17 protein-coding genes are annotated in these 20288 nt (G+C 68.2%); 7 read left to right on the top strand and 10 right to left on the bottom strand.

The features are described 5' to 3' along the window. Positions 1-223 precede the first annotated feature (223 nt). Entirely contained in the window at positions 224-967 is a 744-nt protein-coding gene (locus V7082_RS17500; RefSeq protein WP_334150611.1) for an SDR family oxidoreductase, read from the bottom strand. A gap of 364 nt (positions 968-1331) precedes the next feature. Here V7082_RS17500 and V7082_RS17495 point away from each other — a divergent pair, with 364 nt between their 5' ends. Beyond that, positions 1332-3155, top strand: a complete 1824-nt coding sequence (locus V7082_RS17495; RefSeq protein WP_334150609.1) for an EAL domain-containing protein — start codon at positions 1332-1334, stop codon at positions 3153-3155. 64 nt (positions 3156-3219) lie between these two features. Next, a complete protein-coding gene (locus V7082_RS17490) occupies positions 3220-4080 on the top strand; it encodes a TIGR01459 family HAD-type hydrolase (RefSeq protein WP_334150608.1) in 861 nt (286 codons plus the stop codon). Between the two features lie 18 nt (positions 4081-4098). Here the strand turns inward: V7082_RS17490 and V7082_RS17485 are convergent, their stop codons facing one another. Continuing rightward, complete coding sequence (locus V7082_RS17485; RefSeq protein ID WP_334150606.1) at positions 4099-5100, bottom strand: NAD(P)H-quinone oxidoreductase; 1002 nt, start codon at positions 5098-5100, stop codon at positions 4099-4101. Between the two features lie 142 nt (positions 5101-5242). On the opposite strand from V7082_RS17485, the gene V7082_RS17480 reads away from it, so the two are divergent. From V7082_RS17480 to rcdA, 3 genes are all read left to right on the top strand, one after another. Beyond that, entirely contained in the window at positions 5243-5440 is a 198-nt protein-coding gene (locus tag V7082_RS17480; protein WP_334150604.1) for a DUF1192 domain-containing protein, read from the top strand. Positions 5441-5596: 156 nt separating this feature from the next. After that, entirely contained in the window at positions 5597-6877 is a 1281-nt protein-coding gene (locus V7082_RS17475) for a hemolysin family protein (protein ID WP_334150603.1), read from the top strand. A 368-nt stretch (positions 6878-7245) separates the two neighbouring features. Beyond that, entirely contained in the window at positions 7246-7809 is a 564-nt protein-coding gene (gene rcdA / locus V7082_RS17470) for a protease adaptor protein RcdA (RefSeq protein ID WP_334150601.1), read from the top strand. A 92-nt stretch (positions 7810-7901) separates the two neighbouring features. Here rcdA and rpmE read toward each other — a convergent pair whose 3' ends face one another. Beyond that, on the bottom strand, positions 7902-8129 hold the full coding sequence (gene rpmE / locus V7082_RS17465) for a 50S ribosomal protein L31 (RefSeq protein WP_334150600.1): 228 nt from the start codon (positions 8127-8129) through the stop codon (positions 7902-7904). Positions 8130-8575: 446 nt separating this feature from the next. On the opposite strand from rpmE, the gene V7082_RS17460 reads away from it, so the two are divergent. Continuing rightward, positions 8576-10408 carry an ABC transporter transmembrane domain-containing protein gene (locus tag V7082_RS17460; RefSeq protein ID WP_442909816.1) on the top strand — a complete coding sequence of 611 codons (1833 nt, stop codon included), beginning with the start codon at positions 8576-8578 and terminating at the stop codon, positions 10406-10408. Positions 10409-10582: 174 nt separating this feature from the next. Here the strand turns inward: V7082_RS17460 and V7082_RS17455 are convergent, their stop codons facing one another. The 6 genes from V7082_RS17455 to yajC all read right to left on the bottom strand — a co-directional run bounded on the left by V7082_RS17455 (position 10583) and on the right by yajC (position 17115). Beyond that, positions 10583-12778: a hypothetical protein gene (locus tag V7082_RS17455; RefSeq protein ID WP_334150598.1), complete on the bottom strand. Its 2196-nt coding sequence runs from the start codon at positions 12776-12778 to the stop codon at positions 10583-10585. Between the two features lie 44 nt (positions 12779-12822). After that, positions 12823-13668: a squalene/phytoene synthase family protein gene (locus V7082_RS17450; protein ID WP_334150596.1), complete on the bottom strand. Its 846-nt coding sequence runs from the start codon at positions 13666-13668 to the stop codon at positions 12823-12825. A gap of 14 nt (positions 13669-13682) precedes the next feature. Then, the gene (locus V7082_RS17445; RefSeq protein WP_334150594.1) at positions 13683-14057 is read right to left on the bottom strand and encodes an Mth938-like domain-containing protein; all 375 of its coding nucleotides are present in this window, start codon (positions 14055-14057) and stop codon (positions 13683-13685) included. Between the two features lie 22 nt (positions 14058-14079). Further along, complete coding sequence (secF, locus tag V7082_RS17440; protein ID WP_334150592.1) at positions 14080-15051, bottom strand: protein translocase subunit SecF; 972 nt, start codon at positions 15049-15051, stop codon at positions 14080-14082. A gap of 15 nt (positions 15052-15066) precedes the next feature. After that, positions 15067-16704 (bottom strand): protein translocase subunit SecD, encoded by a 1638-nt coding sequence (secD, locus tag V7082_RS17435; protein WP_334150591.1) that lies wholly within the window; start codon positions 16702-16704, stop codon positions 15067-15069. A 66-nt stretch (positions 16705-16770) separates the two neighbouring features. Continuing rightward, positions 16771-17115: a preprotein translocase subunit YajC gene (gene yajC, locus V7082_RS17430; RefSeq protein WP_334150589.1), complete on the bottom strand. Its 345-nt coding sequence runs from the start codon at positions 17113-17115 to the stop codon at positions 16771-16773. Positions 17116-17400: 285 nt separating this feature from the next. Here yajC and V7082_RS17425 point away from each other — a divergent pair, with 285 nt between their 5' ends. After that, positions 17401-18282 carry an ATP-binding protein gene (locus V7082_RS17425; RefSeq protein WP_334150587.1) on the top strand — a complete coding sequence of 294 codons (882 nt, stop codon included), beginning with the start codon at positions 17401-17403 and terminating at the stop codon, positions 18280-18282. Between the two features lie 104 nt (positions 18283-18386). On the opposite strand, the gene V7082_RS17420 is transcribed toward V7082_RS17425, so the two are convergent. Further along, a complete protein-coding gene (locus V7082_RS17420) occupies positions 18387-19964 on the bottom strand; it encodes a peptidoglycan DD-metalloendopeptidase family protein (protein WP_334150586.1) in 1578 nt (525 codons plus the stop codon). Positions 19965-20288: the final 324 nt, after the last annotated feature.

Genomic DNA, 20288 nt, shown 5'->3' with positions numbered 1-20288 from the left:
CGGCCCAAGGTCTACAAGAAGCGACAGGCTCAGATTTCAAACTGAGACACTACCCGGAGCGGGAACGCTGGCGTTGCGACGCGTCAGCTTCACGCCGGGGCCGAATGGACGTTCACGACACCGCCCGGCTCATGCTCTGAGGTCGACAGCAGTCGATGGTGCGAGCGGTCGTGAGTGGCGGCCTTACGTAGGCCGCCGCCGCACGCGCCTTCATCGAATGATCTCAACACCAGCGGCGCGCGGCACCCGCGGCATCGAGCACATGACCCGACGCGCCGTGGCCCTTGCGGCTTGCAAGCGCGAGCGCGACGGCCGCCAGATCGGCATCCGACGCCTGCACTTCGCCCGCCATCGCCGCGACCGACGACGGCGGTGCGATGGCGTTGACGCGAATTCCGTGGGCCGCCCACTGCCGGGCAAGGCCGCGCGTCAGCTCGGCCAGCTCCGCGCGCAGCACGTCGGCCAGCATCATGGCGCGCCCGCCGATGCCGCCCGGAACCCGCACCACGTTGAGGATCGATCCCTCAGTCCAGACGAGGCGCATGCGGTTGGCGGCGATCTCGGTCACACGCAGCGGCAGGCGCAGCGCCTCGGAGATCAGCCCCTCCACGTCCTCGGGCGTCTCGAGCGCTTCGATGTCGCTGAGCGCGATCGGCGCCAGGTTGACGACCGCGTCGATGCCGCCGCTGGCCTCTATCGCAGCCTGCATCAGCCGCGCCGCATCGCCGTCGCTCTCGAGCGGCGTGTTGAAGAGCCGGATCTCGGACGTGCTCTCCGCGAGCACCGCCACGAGCTCCGTCATCTCGGGGCTCTGCTCCGGCGACTGAAGGATGAGGTGCGCGCCGTGATCGGCGAAGGCGCGGGCGATGTCGAAGCCCGACGCAGAAGTCAGCCCCGTCAGCAGGACGCGGGCGCCCGAAAGCTCGGGCAAAGGCACAGCGTAGCACTCGCGCGAAATCACGCTCATCAACATCAGGGGCTCCTTCATACGCCGGACAGAGTGAGGCGGCCCGGACAGGACGATACCACGCCGATTCGCCTAATGAGCTCTAAACGGCACCCCGATTCGGGTTGCCGCTGGACCCTCCAATGGCTGATTTGCGGCTCTCCCCTGAGAATATCTCCCAATACCTGCGCATACCGGCCGCATCACATCGGTGCATCTCAGCCACGCTCGGGCTAAGCCGTCACGCCGCCTTACGAAATGCTGGTGATACCACAGGGTGTCCACATTGCCTTGGAGGGGGATCGGTCCGACTCTCAATCCAGCGATTCGCATCCTGAGAGTCGGATGCCGCGTCCCGTGGACGTACGTGAGGATAGGGCAGATTATGACGCGAAATCAGACAACCTCGCAAACCATTGTCGTCGTGGCCATGGGCGTTGTCGCCGGCGCCGGCGCCGTGGCGCTGTATCAGCATGCCGGGATGCCGGGCCCCGTCGCCGCAACGGCAGGCCTCTCCGCCTACCTGATGCTGCTCGGCGTCCATGCCTTCCTCTGGCGCAGGGAGCGGGGCGAAGCAGCCGAGGATCTGCGCGCCGACCGGCTGCGCCGCTCCGTCAGCAGCGCCGTGAAGGCACTGCCGTCGATTCCCATGCCGCGCGCGAGCGCCGCGGCACAAGCCGCGACTTCCGGCGCGGCGCCCCAGGGAGGGGCGCGGCCGGGCGCGCAGGCGTCGCCTCAGGGCCCGCACTTCGACGCCCCGCAATTCGATGCCAAGACCCGCGTCCCGACGCTCGTTGCAACCGCGCCGCCACCGCCGCCGCAGGCACCCCCGCGCGCAAGCGAACGCGCGGCCGCACTGCCGCCTGTCCCGCCGGCGCCTCCGGTCCCCGCGGCAAGCGGCCCCGGCCCGGACGACGTTTCGGACATGTGGTCCTTTCGGCCAGCTGCGGCCGCGCCAAAGCTTCCCCCGTTCGTGAAAGGGCATGCGCCCGCGCATCCGCCGGAGGCGGCACACCCCGAGGCCGCGGCTCCCCGCACCGGCACGACGGCACCCGCCGCGCCGCGCGAGGCCGACGTCGAGGTGATCCAGGATGCCATCAAGCGGCTCCTCGAGGAGGTGAATGCGGCCGAGCAGAGCCGCGCTCCCAGCCCGCCTCCGCAAGCGGCCCCCGCGCCACGCGCCCCGGCCGCAAGCGCGAGTGCCATGCCGCCGCCGCTGCCGTCGCAAGACAATGGCGGCACCAGCGCCTCGATCGAGCGCTCCATCGAGGCGCTGCGGATGACGGCTGGCGCCATGCGCGCGCCCTACGCTGGCCATGGGGCCCCGTCCGCGCCTCCGGTCGAGGCGGCCGCGCCGCCGCCGCTGCCGCCCTTCGTGCGCCCGGCCGCTCCGCGCCCCGCGTCCCCTGCCGACGCCCGCGCGCGGCTGATGGCGGACGCCATTTCCGCCGGCCGCATCGAGGTAGCGCTGGAGCCGATCCTCGGTCTCGAGGACCAGCAGACCCGCCATTACGAGATCAGCGTCCGCCTGCGCGACGCCGACGGAAACCCGCTCGAGGTCACGCCCGATGGCCCCGACCTGCGCGGCACCGGACTGTTGCCGCTGTTCGACGGCGTGCGCGTCGTCAGGACCGCGGCCATCGCGCGGCGCCTCGAGGAGCGCGGCAAGGGCGGCTCGGTCTTTTCCGCCTTCAGCGGCGAATCGGTCGCCGACGAGCACTTCCTGGGCGAGCTGGCCGAGACGCTGCACTTGCGGGCGAGCCTCGCGTCGCAGCTCGTCCTGTCGTTCACGCAGACCGACGTGCGCGCCTTCTCCACGCCGGAATGGGATTCGCTCGCCGACATGCGCGCGCTCGGCTTCCGATTCGCGATCTCGCACATGACCGACCTCGACATGGACTTCGAGGCGCTGGCCGAGCAGGGCTTCGTGTTCGCCAAGCTCGACGCGTCCGTGTTCCTCAATGGCCTTCGCGCGCCGAGCGGCCACATCCCATCGAGCGACGTCTGCCGTCACCTCGCCAAGCACGGCTTGACACTGGTCGTCGAGCGGATCGACGACGACGCGCTTCTCGCCCGCCTGTTCGGCTTCGGGGTGCTGCTCGGCCAGGGACGGCTGTTCGGCGGCGCGCGCCCGGTCCGGGCCGACATCACGAACGACCGGAGCCGGGGCAGGGCGGCCGCCGGGCACGCTCAAAAGATCGCGGTCTGAACGCCTGAGACCGGCTGAGCCGCCGACGCTTGCCGAGCGGCGGCTCAGCCGCTAGGCATGGCGCATGGAACCTTCCGCGCCCCCCATCCCTGTTCTCACATCCATCGCCGGCCTCGCTCCGTCGCGCGAGGTGTGGCTCACGGACATCTGGGGCGTGATCCACAACGGCGTCGCGCCGTTCGCGCCGGCCTGCGAGGCCACGACCAAGTTCCGCCTCGCGGGCGGCACTGTCATCCTCCTTTCCAACGCTCCGCGCCCCGCTTCGAGCGTCGTCACGCAGCTCGACCGCCTCGGCGTGCCGCGCTTCGCATGGGATGCCATCCTGACCTCGGGCGATGCCGCCCGTGCGCTCGTCGGGGCCTATGCCGGCAAGCGCGTGTTCCACCTCGGGCCCGAGCGTGACCTGTCGCTTTACGACGACCTCGGCGTCACGCTTGCCGGGGCGGCCGATGCCGACGCCGTCTCCTGCACGGGCCTCTTCGATGACGAGATCGAAACGGCGGACGACTATGCCCCCCTGCTCGCGGAACTCGCGGCGCGCGAGCTGCCCATGATCTGCGCCAATCCCGACCTCACCGTCGAGCGTGGCGACCAGATCGTCTACTGCGCGGGCGCGCTTGCGGCGGCGTACGAGGCCAAGGGAGGCCGCGTCGCCTATGCCGGCAAGCCCTATCTTCCGATCTACGACATGGCCTTTGCCATGATTGCCAAGCTCAAGGAGAAGCCGGTCGCCCGGGAGCGCATCCTGTGCATCGGCGACGGGCTCCACACCGACATCAAGGGGGCGGCGGCCGCCGGTCTCGACAGCGTGTTCATTGCGAGCGGCGTGCACGCCCCCACGGGCGTCACGACCGAGACGGTGGCCCGCCTCTTCCCCTCGCGCGACGAGCGCCCCGTCGCCGCCATGCCGGCGCTCGCGTGGTAGCCCGAGATCGTTTGGACTTCAGCCGACCGTCAGCACGATCTTGCCGACATGCTGGCTCGTCTCCATGCGCGCGTGCGCCTCGGCCGCGCGTGCGAGCGGAAACGTGCTGTCGATCACGATTTTCACTTTGCCGCTCGCCACCGCCGGCAACGCATGCCGCTCGACAGCGCACGCTATCGCGCCCTTGACCTCGGTCGGCCGGATGCGCAGCGTCGAGCCGGTGAGCGTCAGCCGCTTCAGCATTACGCGCATCATGTCGACCGTCACCTTGGAGCCCGACTGATAGCCGATGTTGACGAGCCGCCCGTCGTCGGCGAGCGAGCGGATGTTCCGCTCCACGTAGTCGCCGCCCACCATGTCGAGGATGACGTCGACGCCGCGGCCGCCCGTCTCCGCCTTCACCGCCTCGACGAAATCCTCCTGCATGTAGTCGACGGCGCGGTGAGCGCCGAGCGCGAGGCATGCCTCGCATTTCTGCGGCGAGCCGGCGGTGGCGATGACCTTGGCGCCGAACGCGCGCGCGAGCTGGATCGCCGTCACGCCGATGCCGCTCGTGCCGCCGTGCACGAGGAACCACTCGCCGCTCTTCAGAGCGCCACGCTCGAACACGTTGTGCCAGACGGTGAAGAACGTCTCCGGGATCGCCGCCGCCTCGACCATCGACACGCCGTCGGGAATGGCGAGCGTCGCGGCGTCATCCGCAAGCGCATACTCCGCGTACCCGCCGCCGTTGAGCAGCGCCATGACGCGATCGCCGACCGCGAAGCGCGACACGCCCTCGCCGACGGCCGCGACCCGCCCAGCCGCCTCGAGCCCGGGTAGCTCGGAGTGCCCCTTGGGTGCCGGGTAGAGCCCCTTGCGCTGCAGGACGTCGGGCCGGTTGACGCCTGCGGCCTCGACCTCGATCAGAACCTGCCCCGCCCCCGGCCGCGGCACCGGCTTCCGCTCCTCGACCAGCACCTCCGGTCCGCCCTTGCCGTGAATGGCGATGGCGGTCATCGTCTCGGGCAGCGTCGTCATCGGAGATCCCTCGGACAAGGCAATACAGGTGTCGCGTGCATAGCCGCCGCAGGCACGTCCGACAACCCGGGGCGGCTTGTGACGCTCCGGCGAAAGTGTCACGGTCCGCGCCGAGAGGACACGTACCCGAGGAGCGAACGCCATGGATTGGGACGATGCGAAGCCGACGGCGCCGAAATCCTTAGGGGTCGGCGACAATCTCGAAACGCTGTCGGTCGCCGAGCTGGAGCAGCGGATCAGCGCGTTTGCGGCCGAGATCGAGCGCGTGAAGGCCGAGCTTGCGAGAAAGCGCGCCCACGAAAGTGCGGCCGCCGCGCTCTTCAAAAAGCCCGCCGATTGAGGGGCGCGGGGTGGATAAGCCGGGAATAACCTCCGGTCTCGGCTGCATTGACCCGGCGGCCGCCTGCGGGCTAGCATTTGCCCCTGCGCAACATGGAGTGGCATCGACGCAGGCGCGCTTTCCCGAGCACGACCCGCCAAGTCAGCCGCAAAAACTTTGATCGAAATTCTGATTGTCGCGGGCCTCATTCTTCTGAACGGCCTCTTTGCGCTGTCCGAGCTGGCCGTCGTCTCCGTCCGCCAGCCTCGTCTCAAGGCCATGGCCGCCAACGGCAAGAGGGGCGCGGAAAGCGCCCTCGCCCTCGCGGCCGACCCGGGCAAGTTCCTCTCCGCCGTGCAGATCGGCATCACGTTGATCGGCATCATCAACGGCGTCTACTCGGGCGAGACGTTCGGCCATTACGCCTACACAGCGCTGCGCGGCGCCGGCCTCTCCGAAACCGCGGCCGCCGCGCTCGGGTACGGCAGCGTCATCGCCGTCATCACCTATCTCTCGGTGATCGTCGGCGAGCTCGTTCCGAAGAACCTGGCGCTCCGGAACGCCGACACCATCGCCTGCCTCGTCGCGCCCGCCATGACCGCCTTCTCGCGCATCGCGCGGCCCGCCGTATGGCTGCTCGACACCTCCACGCGTCTCGTGTTCCGCCTGCTCGGGCAGGCGGAGACCAGCGAGAGCCAGGTCTCCGACGAGGAGATCGCCATTCTGATCTCGGAAGCCGAGGCGGCGGGCGTGCTCGAGACGCACGAGCGCGAGATGATCTCCGGCGTCATGCGGCTTGCCGACCGGACGGTCGTCGGCCTCATGACGCCGCGCACCGACGTCAGCTGGCTCGACATCACGGCCTCGGATGAGGAGATCCGCCGGCAGGCGCGCGAGATCCCCCATTCGCTGATCCCTGTCGGCGAGGGCGACATCGATACGCTGATCGGGATCGTCCGCGCCCGCGAGTTGCTCGCCGACATTCTGGCAGGTCGCGCGCTCGACATCCGGAACCGGCTGCACAAGGTTCCGATCATCCCCGAGACCATGGACGCCCTCGATGCCCTCGAGATCCTGCGCGAGGCGGAGGTGCCCATCGCGCTGATCCACGACGAATACGGCCACTTCGAGGGGCTCGTGACGCCAGCCGACGTGCTCGAGGCCATCGTCGGCGCGTTCAAGTCGGAAGGCGAGGAGCCCGACGCAGTCCAGCGCGCCAACGGCTCGTGGCTGCTCGCCGGTTCCATGCCGGTGGACGAGATGGCGGCCCGGCTCGGCGTCTCGCTGCCGCCGAAGCGCAGCTACGCCACCGTCGCCGGCTTCGCGCTGGCCCACCTGCAGCACATCCCCAAAACTGGCGAGTTCGTCGAGACGAACGGGTGGCGCTTCGAAATCGTCGATCTCGACGGCCACCGCATCGACAAGGTGCTCGCTTCCCGCATCCAGGATCCGGCGTAGGCGGCCATGCGCGCACTGTCCCGGACCGGGGCTCGCGTTCACACTCTGCAGTCCCGCAGTTGTGAACGGCAGATGAGGTCGAAACCGCCGTTCGTTAAGCCTCCTTTAGGGAGCCCGGGGGTAGAACTGTCCCATATCCAGACATCTGGATCCCGGGTGGTGCCTAGCCGCCCTGTTTGACGCCTCCCTGTTGACTTCCGAGCCGCCGCGAGGCGGCTCATTTTTTAGGCGCGGCTCTTGCAGTGCCGATCAAATCAAGATCGTTCCTTGGGATTGTCTCCTTCTTGGCCAATTCTGTTAACTCTGGTCTCTTAGGATCGAGGAATGGTAAGGTGATCAGATCGTAGGTGTATGTGTCACAGCGTGTCATGAGCAACGGTTCCAGCGTAGAAAATCTGCTTGTCGCCAGGGGCGAGACCGTCTCCTTCGGGGAGCGTTTCCAAGCTTCTGAGCAATTCGATCGCGTTTTCTCCGAAGGCATGGCGCTCGTCGAGCGCTCGGCCGCCTACCTCGATGGGGAAGGCCGCCAGGAGAGCAAGGGTCTTCCCGGCCAGGTCACGGTTCTCTACGCCACCGAGAGCATGCGGCTCACGACGCGGCTGCTGGAGCTCGCCTCCTGGCTGCTGATCCGCCGGGCGTTGAAGGAAGGCGAGATCACGCGCGAGGAAGCCGATGCCAAGCGTGCACGCGTCAAGCTGCAGACGCTCGGCCGCCCGTCCCATACCAAAGGCTTCTCGGACCTGCCCCAGGGGCTGCGCGACCTGATCGACGCGAGCTTCCAGTTGCACGATCGGATCGTCCAGCTCGATCGCGCCATGGTCGCCCCGGCCGATGATGTCGACGACGCCGCGCCCGTCAACCCCGTCGCGACGCAGATCAACGCTCTCGAGCAGGCGTTCGCGACCGGTCTCCGCCGCGTCGCGAGCCGCTGAGCCGCCCGACATGACCGTTGAGCGGCTCTGCCGCCGGACATGAAAAAGGCCCGGGATCGACCGGGCCTTTTCTGTTCGAGCCGTCAGGGCACCTACTTGAGGAAGCCTTCGAACTTCTTCTTGAAGCGCGACAGGCGGCCGCCGCGGTCCATCAGGCGCTGATCGCCGCCGGTCCAGGCCGGATGCGAGCTCGGGTCGATGTCGAGCGTCAGCTCATCGCCTTCCTTGCCGTAGGTGGAATAGGTGACGAACTCGGACCCGTCGGTCATCTTGACCGTGATCTGATGGTAGTCGGGATGCAGGTCGGAATCTTTCTTCATGTCGGCGCTCGTTGCAAAAAGGGGCCGGAGTGCAAATCCGCGCGAGGACTGGCGCAGCGCACCAAAAGCGGCGGAATGCCGACGGCACGACCCCCGAATTTCTGGATGCGCTTCTATAGTCGAGATGCCCGGGCGGCACAAGCGCCGAAAAACCAAGCCGCGGGAAGGGCTTTGGCACGCCCGGGCCGGCCGATGCCGGTCTGCCGCGAACTTGCGGCGCGGCATTCCGCGCCACGCTGCCGGTTGGCGTTGACGCCAGGGCGCCGTGTCGCGCATGGTCAAAAACGCAAGAGAAAGAACACGAACGCACGCCCGGTAACGATCGCCTGGGGCCGGGCCTGTCCGAAACGTCGGATCCGAGGCCGGGCAAAGGGCCGGAGCTGAGCGTCCGGGCGGTCCAGAAGGATCGCACACCAGGGGAAACGCCCAATGCGAAAGTCCGACACGTGAGCCAGAAGGACCATCCCGAGATCCACGCGGCCGCCACCGCTAGCGCCGCCGGCACGACAGAAGGGACGGCCGCAGCGCGCCCGTCCCTGCGCCCGCTTCTCGCCCTCAGGCCGTACCTCGTCCGCCACCCGGCCCAGCTCGCCGCGGCGGCAGTGGCCCTCGTCGTTTCCGCCATGGCCATGCTGGCCATTCCGCTGGCCGTGCGCCGCATGATCGACCATGGCTTCGGCGCGCACGACGGCGCGATGATCAATCAGTATTTCATGATGATGATCGTCATCGGCGTCGTGCTCGCGGCGGCCAGCGCGTCGCGCTTCTACCTCGTCAACTGGATCGGCGAGCGCGTGGTCGCGGATCTGCGCGCCGACGTGTTCGCCCACCTCACCCGCCTCGGCCCCGACTTCTACGAGCGGACGCACTCGGGCGAGGTGATGAGCCGCCTCACCGCCGACACGACGCAGATCAAGGCGGTCGCGGGCTCGGCGATCTCGCAGGCGCTGCGCAACGCCATCATGCTCGTCGGCGCGCTCACGATGATGATCGTCACGAGCCCCAGCCTCTCGCTCCTGGTGCTGATCGCCATACCCGTGATCGTGCTGCCGCTGATCGGCTACGGCCGCTCGGTGCGGCGCCTCTCCCGGCACGCCCAGGACACGCTCGCCGAGGCCTCGGCCTACGCGGCCGAGAACCTCGCCGCCGTGCGCACCATGCAGGCGTTCGGCCATGAGGATGCGGTCGCGGGCCGTTTCGCCAAGGCCGTCGAGCGCTCCTTCCAAGCCGCCCGCAGCCGCCTCGTCGCCCGCGCAGGCCTCACCGGCCTCGTCATCCTGCTCGTCGTCGCGAGCATCGTCGGCGTGCTCTGGTACGGCTCATCGGCGGTAATCAGCGGCGAGATCACGGGCGGACGGCTGAGCCAGTTCGTCATCTACGCCCTGTTCGCGGCCGGCGCGCTCGGCGAGCTGTCGGAGGTGTGGGGCGAGACCACGCAGGCCGCGGGCGCCGCCGAGCGCATCACCGAGTTCCTTGCGGTCACGCCCGAGATCAAGTCCCCCGCAAACCCCGTTCCGCTTCCCGTGCCCGTGAGGGGCGAGATCGAGTTCCGCGCCGTCCGCTTCGGGTATGCCGGCCGCGCCGGTGCCCCCGCGCTCGACGGCGTCTCGTTCCGCATCGCACCCGGCGAGCGCGTCGCGCTGGTCGGTCCGTCCGGCGCCGGCAAATCGACCGTGCTCAATCTGCTGCTGCGCTTCTACGATCCCGCAAGCGGCGAGATCCTCATCGACGGCATCGACATCGCGTCGTTCGCTCTCGCCGATCTGCGCGCGATCACCGCGCTGGTGCCGCAGGAGGTTGCGCTTTTCGCCGATACGGTCGCCGAGAACATCCGCTACGGCACGCCGGAGGCCAGCGATGCCGACGTCTCGCGCGCCGCCGTCGCCGCCCAGGCCGACGGCTTCATCCGCGCGCTGCCGCAAGGCTACGAGACGAAGCTCGGCGAGCGGGGCGTGTCGCTCTCGGGTGGCCAGCGCCAGCGCATCGCCATCGCCCGCGCCATTCTGAAGAACGCGCCGGTGCTGCTGCTCGACGAGGCGACCAGCGCGCTCGATACCGAGAACGAGATCGCCGTGCAGCGGGCGCTCGAGGCGCTGACGAAGGGGCGCACCACCATCGTCGTCGCCCATCGCCTCTCGACCGTGCAGAACGCCAGCCGCATCCTGGTGCTGGACGAGGGCCGCATCGTCGAGAGCGGCACGCACGCCGAGCTCATCAAGAAGAGCGGCCTCTACGCCCGCCTCTCCGAGCTTCAGTTCGGCAGCGAGGCCGCGGAGTAGTCCTGCAAGCTGAGACGGTCCAGATCCCGGCCGTCCCTGCGGAGCATGGCTCCGCCATGATGCCGGACGACGTCGAGTTTGGAGGCTCGCTGGCTTGAATAACAACGTCACCCCGACGCAGGTCGGGGTCCAGACACGTCTGCCGGGAAACGAGGAACGGGAGCGCGTGCCCTCTTAGGGGACTTCGCTCGCCGCTGCCGACGCCGCAGCCGATTGCTGCCCATGCCGCGCCAGCACCGCGCGCGCCCTGGCGACGACCGCATCGGCCATGGCGGCCTGCCCTTCGGCCGTGGGATGGAACGCGCCGCCATAGGTCGCCGCCAGCAGCACCTGGAACCACGAGAAGCTCTGCAGCTTGAGCACGTTCTGCAGAACGGAGCCGGCCGCATGGAAATTGCCGGTGAGAAACGCGTCGTTCGGCGTGCGGAACCACCTGAGGCGTGCGGCGTAAGGCTGGAAGTGCACCGGGTTGTAGGGCTGCCAGATACCCCCGTGCCGGCGCGGCAGCCTGAGATCGTCGACCAGCGGGCCGAGCCCGTCCGTATGCCCCGCGCAGACGCCGCGCCCGACGAACGTCTTGCGGTGGGCGTCCGCATAGCTCCAGCCGTGCGCGCCGGCGCTCTTCTCCATCACCTGATCGAGCTTGTCGGCGAGCCACGACGAGGAGAGCGCGGCCTTCTGCGTGATGCGGAACTCGCTGAACACGTCCATGCCGGCCGTGCCGTCACGGCACATGCTTCCGGTATCGTCGAGCAGCGCGAACGGAGGATAGGCGGTGAGAATGATGCGGTCGCTCTCGTCCCACGGCACGTGCAGGATGCCGTGCACAGCGCGGTTCATGGCCTTGTAGCGCTGATCAAGGCGCGTCAGGAGATCCTCGCTCTCCTTGTTGCCGTGCACCTGGCCGAACCAGCCGCCGAGGCTGCGCACGAGCGATTCATCCGAGAGCACCGCGTTGGCGACGAGGCGGGCGAAGCCGATGTCGTTGCCGCCAACCGACATCAGCACGAGATCGATCTTGCGGGCTTTCTCGTGGGGACACTTGGAAAGCGTGAGCCCGCCCTTGAGCTCGGGGATGATCCCGTTCATGTGGTAGGCTTCGGGCATGTCGATCTTGGGAGCGTCGCTCTTGCCGCATTGCGCATCCGCCGCCGCCGAGATCTGCGACAGGTCGGGCGGGGTCGGCACCCACTCGTTGCCCTTGTAGCGCAGGAAGAGCCCCCACGTGACCTCCGCGCCCGAGCAGGCGAAGCCGGCATACGTCACGGCCCGGTGCGGGTCCTCGACCGCAAGCTCGAGCGCCGCCCTCAGCTGATGCGAATAGAGCGAGCGATGGCAGGCCTGGTCGAGCCAGCGCGCATTGCCCTCGATGAACGCGTTGTCGCCGACCTGCTTCCACGCCCCAACGCGCGCCGGAAAGCCGGTGAGATCGTCCGCCCCGCCGCCTTTGCCGTAGGAGATCGTGCGCTCTGGCGAGAACCGCACCGGCACGTCGGGGTTGCCCTCGCCGGAGCCGAAGCTGTCGCCGATGCCCACGACGAAGATGTCGCGCACCTTGATCTCGGCCGACGCCACCGCGACGCCGCCGATCTCGACCCGCGCGGCAAGGCCGTTCGGATAGGGCGCAGTAAACGTCACCGCCTCCTCGCAGGGCCGCACGACGGCCGTCTCCGGCCCGCTCCTGTCGCCGGGCTCCCGGCCGAGCTCCGACGTCACCCAGCGGCAATCGACGCCCGGCTCCGCCATGCCCTTGAGCGTGGCGATCACGCGATGGCTCGCGGGGTTGACGTAGTCGCCCTTGTCCGGACAGACGTGCCTGTTGCGCGCGCCCATCCAGCACGTCTTGCGGTACATCGTCTCCGCCCATCCATCCTCGTGGCGGCGCGACAGCGCATGCTCGGCCGCGAGCACGGGAGCCGCCTCCCTCTGCTCCGGACTGAGCTCCATGTAGGTCGCGCGATGGACGTCGGTATCCTTGGGATCGGCGAAGAAGCGGAACGGGTTCTCGACGCGCCATTCGATCTCGACGGTGATCGGCTGCGGGGCCGGTCCGAACGGCGGCTCTTCGGACAGAGGCACATGCACGCGAGGCGCCAGCAGCGGATCGATCGCGTCGCCGATGGAGGGCGCGCGCGGCAAGGGGGGTGCGGCCTGCGGAGCAGGCCCGGTGCCGGTGTGCGCCGGCGCGCGCTCCGCGTCCTCGATGAGGGATTCGATCGTCGGCTCGGCTGGCGGCGTCGCGGGCACGCCCGGCACCGCGCCCACGTCCGCGCCGGGATCCGCCTCGACGGGGAGCTCGACCGGCTCAGCCACGGCGAGGCCGATCCAGAGGACGGCCGCCGCAGCGGTGCAAACGAGAAGCCGAACCATGCCCGATGTCGATCCCGATGATCTGGCGCCGGTGCGCCGACCGGCTAGATACGGCCGCGCCAATGCGCGAACCACAGTCTCGTGACACGCGAAAGCGGCGAAATATCCGCAACTTCCGACAGAACGTCCCGCCGCGGCGCGACGACGGCCTTGAGATAGGGCGCAACCAGCGACAGCGTGAGAAACGCCGGGAGCGCCCCGCGTTCAAGGCCCGCCTCTCCGCGCCGGAATTCTGCCAACGCCCGCGCCGCGTCCTCGGCAAGGCGTTCGAGCTGGGCTCGCGTCGCCTCGCGTGCGTCTTCCGGGCCGAGGATCCGCGGGTCGCGCAAGGGCCCGGACTCATCCGCCGGAAGCGGCAACCGACCAAAAGCAAGATGCTGTGGCAAGGTGAGGGCAAGCCGCGTCAGGGCCAACGCGCGGCCGGCCGGCTGCGCGAGCCGCTCCGCGGCCGCGTCCCCCTCCCTGCCGAGCACGGCGAGGGCAAGCCGGATCGGCGCGCCTTCCGTCTCGTCCGCATAGAGCTCAAGCGCGCGCTTATCGGGGATGCCGTCCTCGTAAAACACGCGCGAAGCGCCTTCGAGCGGCGCCGCCAGCAGATCGTCGCGGAGCGAGCGCCGATGCTTGAGGTCGATCAGCGCATCGGCGACCGGATTTCCGCCCGGCGTGCCGGAGGCGAGCGCATCGCGCCACCATTGCAGCCGGATCTCGCCGACGGTGGCGTCGTGCGCAATCAACGGGATGCGCCGGACCTCGCCGAGATAAGCCGCGAGCACGACGAGATCGCCCTGTGCCGCGGCCGGCGCCAGCAGCGCCGACAGATAGAGATCGTAGGCGTGGGTGCGGGCGGCTTCGAGAACGGGGCCGGAGAGGCGCGGGTCGGGCGTGCGCATGGGATCGCCCTCCCTCATGGGACGGCAATGAGGGCGGCCGCCACCGCCCGGCCCTCGGCCAGGAGCATGTTGTAGGTCCGTGCAGCCGCGCCCGTGTCCATGGCTTCGAGCGCGATCCCCGCCGTCGCGCACGCCGCCCTGAGATCGGCCGGCGGCCGCACGAGACGCGTCCCCGTGCCGAGGAACATGAGGGAGACCCCGGCGCCGGGCGCGAGGGCGTCGTCGAGTGCGGTGCGGTCAAGGGCCTCGGCCGACGCGACGGACCACTCCCAGATGCCCGAAGGCAGGCACAGGATGGAGCCTTTATGGCTCATGCCGCCGAAGCGGAACCCGCCGTTGCCGTAGGCATCGATGGGAACCTGCCGCGGAAGATGCGCGCGCGCACCCATGGACATCCGCCGCCTTGCCGGGTCAGGGCCGCGCCACCGTTGCGCCGCTGCTCGCAGTCTTGGCCGGTGCCTCGCCGCTCCAGTCGCGCTTGATGCCGAGATAGTCGATCAGCGGCGCCGACACGAAGATCGACGAGTAGGTACCGATGATGACGCCGAACAGCATGGCGAAGGTAAAGTTGCGGATCACCTCGCCGCCGAGAAAGAACAGCGCCAGCAGCACCGCGATGGTCGTGACACCGGTGAGGATCGTGCGCGACAGCGTCTCGTTGATCGACAGATCAAGCAGCTCGGTCAGCGGCATTTTCTTGTATTTGCGCAGATTTTCCCGGATTCGGTCGGCCACGACGACCGAGTCGTTGATCGAATAGCCGAGAATGGTGAGCAGCGCCGCCACGATGGAAAGGTCGAACTGCATCCAGAACAGCGAGAAGATGCCGGCTGTGATCAGCACGTCGTGCACGAGGCCGAGCAGAACGCCGACCGAGAACTGCCACTCGAACCGCACCCACACGTAGGCGACGATCGCCACCATCGCCGCCAGGATGGCGATGAGGCTGGTGATTCTGAGCTCGCTCGACACCGCCGGCCCCACGACCTCGATGCGCCGCTGCTCGTAGTCGCCTCCGAGCGCCTCGAGCACCTTGTTGGCCGCCACTTGCTGCGCGTCCTCCTCGCCCGGCTGCTGCTCGATGCGGATCAGCACGTCCGCGTCGTTGCCGAAGCTCTGGATCTGGATATCGCCGAGATTTAAGCCCGAGAGCGTGCTGCGCATCTGGCCGACGTCGGCGATGCCGGACTTGGCGCGCACCTCGATCAACGAGCCACCCTTGAAATCGACGCCGTAGTTGAACCCGTTGACGAGGATGATACCGAGCGAAAGGACCGACATGGTGATCGACGCCATGACGCAGACGAGCTTGTACTTCATGAACGGCAACCGCGTGCCGTGCGGAAAGAAGTCATTACCCTTGAAGTCGGGCACCAGAAACATGGTGGTTGACCTTCCCTAGATCGGAACCGAGACGGAAGTCGTGCGCTTGCTGCCCTTGATGGCACTCTTGAGCCACATGGCGACGAGCAGACGCGTAACCGTGACCGCCGCGAACACGGACGTGAGAATGCCGAGCGTCAGCGTCACCGCGAAGCCGCGGATAGGACCCGAGCCGAGCCAGAACATGATGACGGCCGCGGCAAGCGTCGTGAGCTGGCTGTCGAGAATGGTGACGAACGCGCGCTGGAAGCCCGTTTCGATGGCGGCGACGGGTGTCCGGCCGGCTCGAAGCTCCTCACGGATACGCTCGTAGATGAGTACGTTGGCGTCAACCGCCATGGCGATCGTCAGCACGAAGCCGGCGATTCCGGGCAGCGTGAGCGTAGTGCCGATCATCGACATCAGTGCCAGAATGAGAATGCCGTGTACGAGGAGACCGAGGACGGCATAGACGCCGAAGGTGCCGTAGGCCAGGACCGTCAAGACGGCCGTCGCAACCATGCCGATGATCCCGGCGAGCTTGCCGGCCTCGATGCTGTCGGCGCCGAGCGACGGCCCGACGGTGCGCTCCTCGACGATCGTGAGCCTCGCGGGCAGCGCGCCGGAGCGAAGCTGGATGGCCAGGTTGTTGGCACTCTCGACCGTGAAGTTGCCCGAGATCTGGCCCGAGCCGCTGAGGATCGCGTCGCGGATGACGGGCGCAGAGATCACCTGGTCGTCGAGCACGATGGCGAACGGCTCGCCCACGTGCGTCTTCGAGAAGTTGCCGAACTTGCGGGCGCCGGACTGGTTGAAGCGGAAGGTGATGATCGGGGCGTTGGTCTGGCTGTCGAAGGCCGGCTGGGCATCGACGAGGTCGTCGCCCTGCACCACAGGCACCTCCTGCAGCACGTAAGCCGACTGATAGTTCCGCTCCGATTCGGCGGCCTCAAAGATGCGGTAGCCCGCGGGCGGCCGCGTCACCCTCGCCTCATCGGCGGTCACGGTCGGGTGCACGGCGTGGAACGAGAGCTTGGCCGTCTTACCGATCAGCTCCTTGAGCTCGCGCGTGTCGCTCAGTCCCGGGTACTGCACGAGGATGCGATCACGACCCTGCTGCACGACCGTCGACTCGGCGGTGCCGAGCGCATTGACGCGCCGGTTGATCGTCTCGATCGAGGCGGCCGCCGCATGCGTGAGCCGCTGATCCATGCCGAACTGCGTCGGCCTGATGAGGATGACGCCCGGCTCGCTCCCCTTCTCGACCTCGGTATCGTTGCCGCTCGTCCCGAGGATGAGGTTGCCGACCGGCTGCACGAGCTTCTTGAGCTCCTTGAGCGCCGCATCGGTCTCCTCAGGCTTCACGAGCCGCACCTGAACCGCATCTTTCGCGATGCCGATGGCGGAAAATCCGATCTTGGCGTCACGTAGCGTCCTGCGCGCATCTTCCCGCAGCGTGTTGAGCCAATCCGTGCGCAGCTCGTTCTGGTCGATCGCGAGCAGAAGGTGGGCGCCGCCCTGCAGGTCGAGGCCGAGCGGCATCTGCCGCTTGGGCAGGAAGCTCGGCCACGATTCGAGCGTCTCCTTCGAAACGAAGTTGGGAAGCGCGAACAGGAAGCCGACGAAAATCGTCCCCAAGATCGCGATGATCTTCCAGCGCTCGAAATGCAGCATCGTGGAGCGGGCCTCCCCTGGGCGTTGCGTGATGGCCGATCGGCGCGTCGCGCCGCGCCGCCTAGCTTATTTCGTGGCCGGCGCGTCCTTCACCGGCTCGCTCTTCGAGCGGACGTCGATCAGCGTGCTTTTGAGCACGCGCACCTTGAGCGTATCGTTGAGATCGACCTCGATCTCGTCGGAGTTGTCCGCCACCCGCGCCACCTTGCCGACGAAGCCGCCCGACGTCACGACCGTATCGCCGCGGCGCACGCGCTCGACCATCTCGCGGTGCTGCTTCTGGCGCTGGCTCTGCGGACGGATGACGAGGAAATAGAAGATGACCACCATCAGCAGCATGGGGATGAGAAGACCGCTGAACGGATCCGACAGCGCGCTGCTGGATTGTGCGTAAGCCGAAGTGATGAACATGTGGGACAGGTCCTTGCCGGATCGTCTATATGAATGGTCAAAGGCGAAACGCAGCCAGTCTCGCCGGGACATCGCCCGCGAGTCTCGCTGCCAGAGATCGGGCGCGACTATAGTGCCCGGGGCCTCGTTTGCAACCCTGGCCGATTCCGCGGAAACCCTGACGGGTCAGCGCTCTGGCCGGCGAACGGCGCGTTGCGCTATAGAGCCCCGGAAATGGCCGTCCCGTCCGTCGCTTGCGCGCAACGGCGGCGGGCAACCGGCCGGACATCAAGGCAAACCCCGATCATGAGCCACACCTCCGATCTCGCCCTTCGCCTCGACCGGATCGCCGCCGCTCTCGAGCGGCTGGCCCCGCCTCCGCCCGCCCCGGCCCGCTTCGACGCGGCCGACGCCTTCGTCTGGCACGCCGCTGATCAGTCCTTCCAGCCGGTCGCGGCCGTGAACCGGGTTCCCCGCGCACTGCTCAAGGGCATCGACGGCTCGGCGCGCCAGCTCCTCGACAACACGCGCCGCTTCGCAGACGGGCTGCCGGCCAATAACGCGCTCCTGTGGGGCGCGCGCGGCATGGGCAAATCGAGTCTCGTCAAGGCCGTCCATGCCGAGGTGCAGGCCCAGTCCGCGGCGGCAGGGAACATGACGGGAGACCTGAAGCTCGTCGAGATCCACCGCGAGGACATCGCGACGCTGCCGGCCGCGCTCGCCGAGCTGCGCGCATCACGCCATCGCTTCATCGTCTTCTGCGACGACCTTTCCTTCGACCGCGACGACACGAGCTACAAATCGCTGAAGGCCGTGCTCGAGGGCGGCATCGAGGGGCGCCCGCCGAACGTGCTCTTCTATGCCACCTCCAACCGCCGCCATCTGATGCCGCGCGAGATGGTCGACAACGAGCGCTCGACCGCCATCAACCCTTCCGAGGCGGTGGAGGAGAAGGTCTCGCTCTCGGATCGCTTCGGTCTCTGGCTCGGCTTTCACAACTGCAGCCAGGACGACTACCTCGCCATGGTCGAAGGCTACGCCCGACATTTCGACCTGCCGATCGCGCGCGACGCGCTTGTCCGGGAGGCGCTCGAGTGGAGCGTCACGCGCGGCGGACGCTCCGGCCGCGTCGCCTGGCAGTTCACGCAGGACCTGGCCGGCCGCCTCGGCAAGACGTTGCCGTTGTGAGGCAGCGGGCAGCAGGCAGGATGCGCGGCGGGATCTTTCAGCCGTATACCGACCGCTGCCGGCTGCCCACGCGCTCTTGTGTTTTACCCTGCCTGCTGCCCGCCTTAAAGCCTTTCCATGAACGGCGTCGGATCGACAGGCTTCTGGCCCTGGCGCAGCTCGAAGTGCACCTGCGGCTGGTCCACCTGGCCCGACCGCCCCGCCTTGGCGATGACCTGGCCGCGCCGGATCTGGTCGCCGCGCTTGACGAGCAGCTCGTCGGCGTGCGCGTAGGCGGTCACCCAGCCGTTGTCGTGGCGGATGAGCACGAGGTTGCCGTAGCCCTTGAGCTCGTCGCCCGCGTAGGCGACCACGCCGCTCTCGGCCGCGTGCACGTCTGTGCCCATCGGGGCGGCGAGATTGACGCCGTCGTTGTGCGTTCCGTCCGGACGCGGCCCGAACCCGGCGATGACCTTGCCGGCCACCGGCCAGCGCAGCTTGGAGAAGCCTGCGACGGCTGTCGAATTGGAGCTGCTCACCGGCGAAACCGCATCGCTCGCCGTGTTCGTCTCCACCCTCGCCACGCGCTCGGGCGCGGCAGGCGGTGAGGACGCGCCGGGGCCGGCCAATCCCGATCCGTTGATCATCGTCGGCTGCTGCGGCGTCGAGCCGATCGGCGGCACCGGCTCGCCGAGGCGCACGACCCCGGGGGTCGGCTGCGGCGTCTCGGACGCGGCCGGCGGCGGCGAGGCCGCGGGCGGGGAATAGGCCGGCGGCTCGTAAGCGGGCGCCGACGGCGCCGCCTCCGCGACCGTCGTCGACGACGGATGGCCCGGCACCTTGAGCACCGTGCCCGGCATCACCTTGCGAGAATCCGAGATGCCGTTGTAGCGCTCGAGATCGGAGAGCTTCACGCCGTTCTCGCGCGCGATGCCGTAGAGCGAGTCGCCCTGCCGCACCGTGTGTCGCCCGGTCCAGTCCGACGGCGCGCCGACCGCGGGCGCCGGCGCGGCCTGCACCGGCCGCACGGCCACGGTCTCATAGTTCTCGCGCGGCGGACGCGCCGGCTCGCTCGCGTAGCGCCCACGCGATCCCGACGGCAGATAGAGCTGCTGGCCCGGCCGCAGATCGTTCGACGCAAGGCCGTTCGTCGCCTTGAGATCGTTGACCGAGACGCCGTGCTGGCGGGCCAGCGAGTAAAGCGTATCGCCCTGCCGCACCTGGATCATCTCGCCTTTGGCGCCGGTGCCCGAGCCGCCGGAGTAGGCGCCGCCCGACGGCGTCGTGGCGTAGCCGCCGTACTGCGGCGCGCGCTGCTGGGCGCTGCCGTAGCCCGCCGAGCCGCCATAGCCCTGCGCCTGCCCATAGCCATAGTTGTTGTCGCCATAGGGCGCGCTCTGCTGCGGATGGATCGCCGCCGTCGTCATGCCCGTGGGGGGCAGCTCGGAGCGCGCCACGTCGCTCCCGCCGTAGGACGACGGCCGACTGTAGCCGGCGGAGCCGTAGTCGTTCGACGCGGTTCGGCCCGTCGTATTGTAGCTGCCGGAGCTCGAGTGGCTGCGCGCTCCATCGCCAAATCCGAGATCGAACCTGGAAACGTCGGCGCTGCAGCCCGCCAGGAGCGCGGTGGAGGCAAAGATCGCACTGATCTTCACGCGCTCGACACCGGTGAATAGATGACATTTACGCAAGGAACTTAACATGCCACTCACCCTGAATACCCTCTTCAGGTAACCCTTAACGAGTTAAGAGATCCTTAACGGGGGCATGAATCGCGAATCGATCGCACGGGTTCGTATGCTGACAGCCTGCCTGAAACGCCCGCAAATCCGGGCCCCGCACGCTAAGACGTGTACGCTCTGATTGTGCTGCGATGACGGAGAAATCCGGGCGACTTGGCGGCGCTGGAGCCTCGCCTCTGATAAACTCAGAGGCGAGGCTCCATGCTTTTGGTTTGACGCATTTTCTTGACGCTAGAGCGCGTTCATCTTTAGCTGAATCGCGAGGGATTCCCAAACGGCCGCGAA

Source organism: Hyphomicrobium sp., from assembly GCF_036833075.1.
In the GTDB taxonomy this organism is placed as follows: domain Bacteria; phylum Pseudomonadota; class Alphaproteobacteria; order Rhizobiales; family Hyphomicrobiaceae; genus Hyphomicrobium_C.
This window is presented reverse-complemented; position numbering and strand designations above follow the sequence as displayed.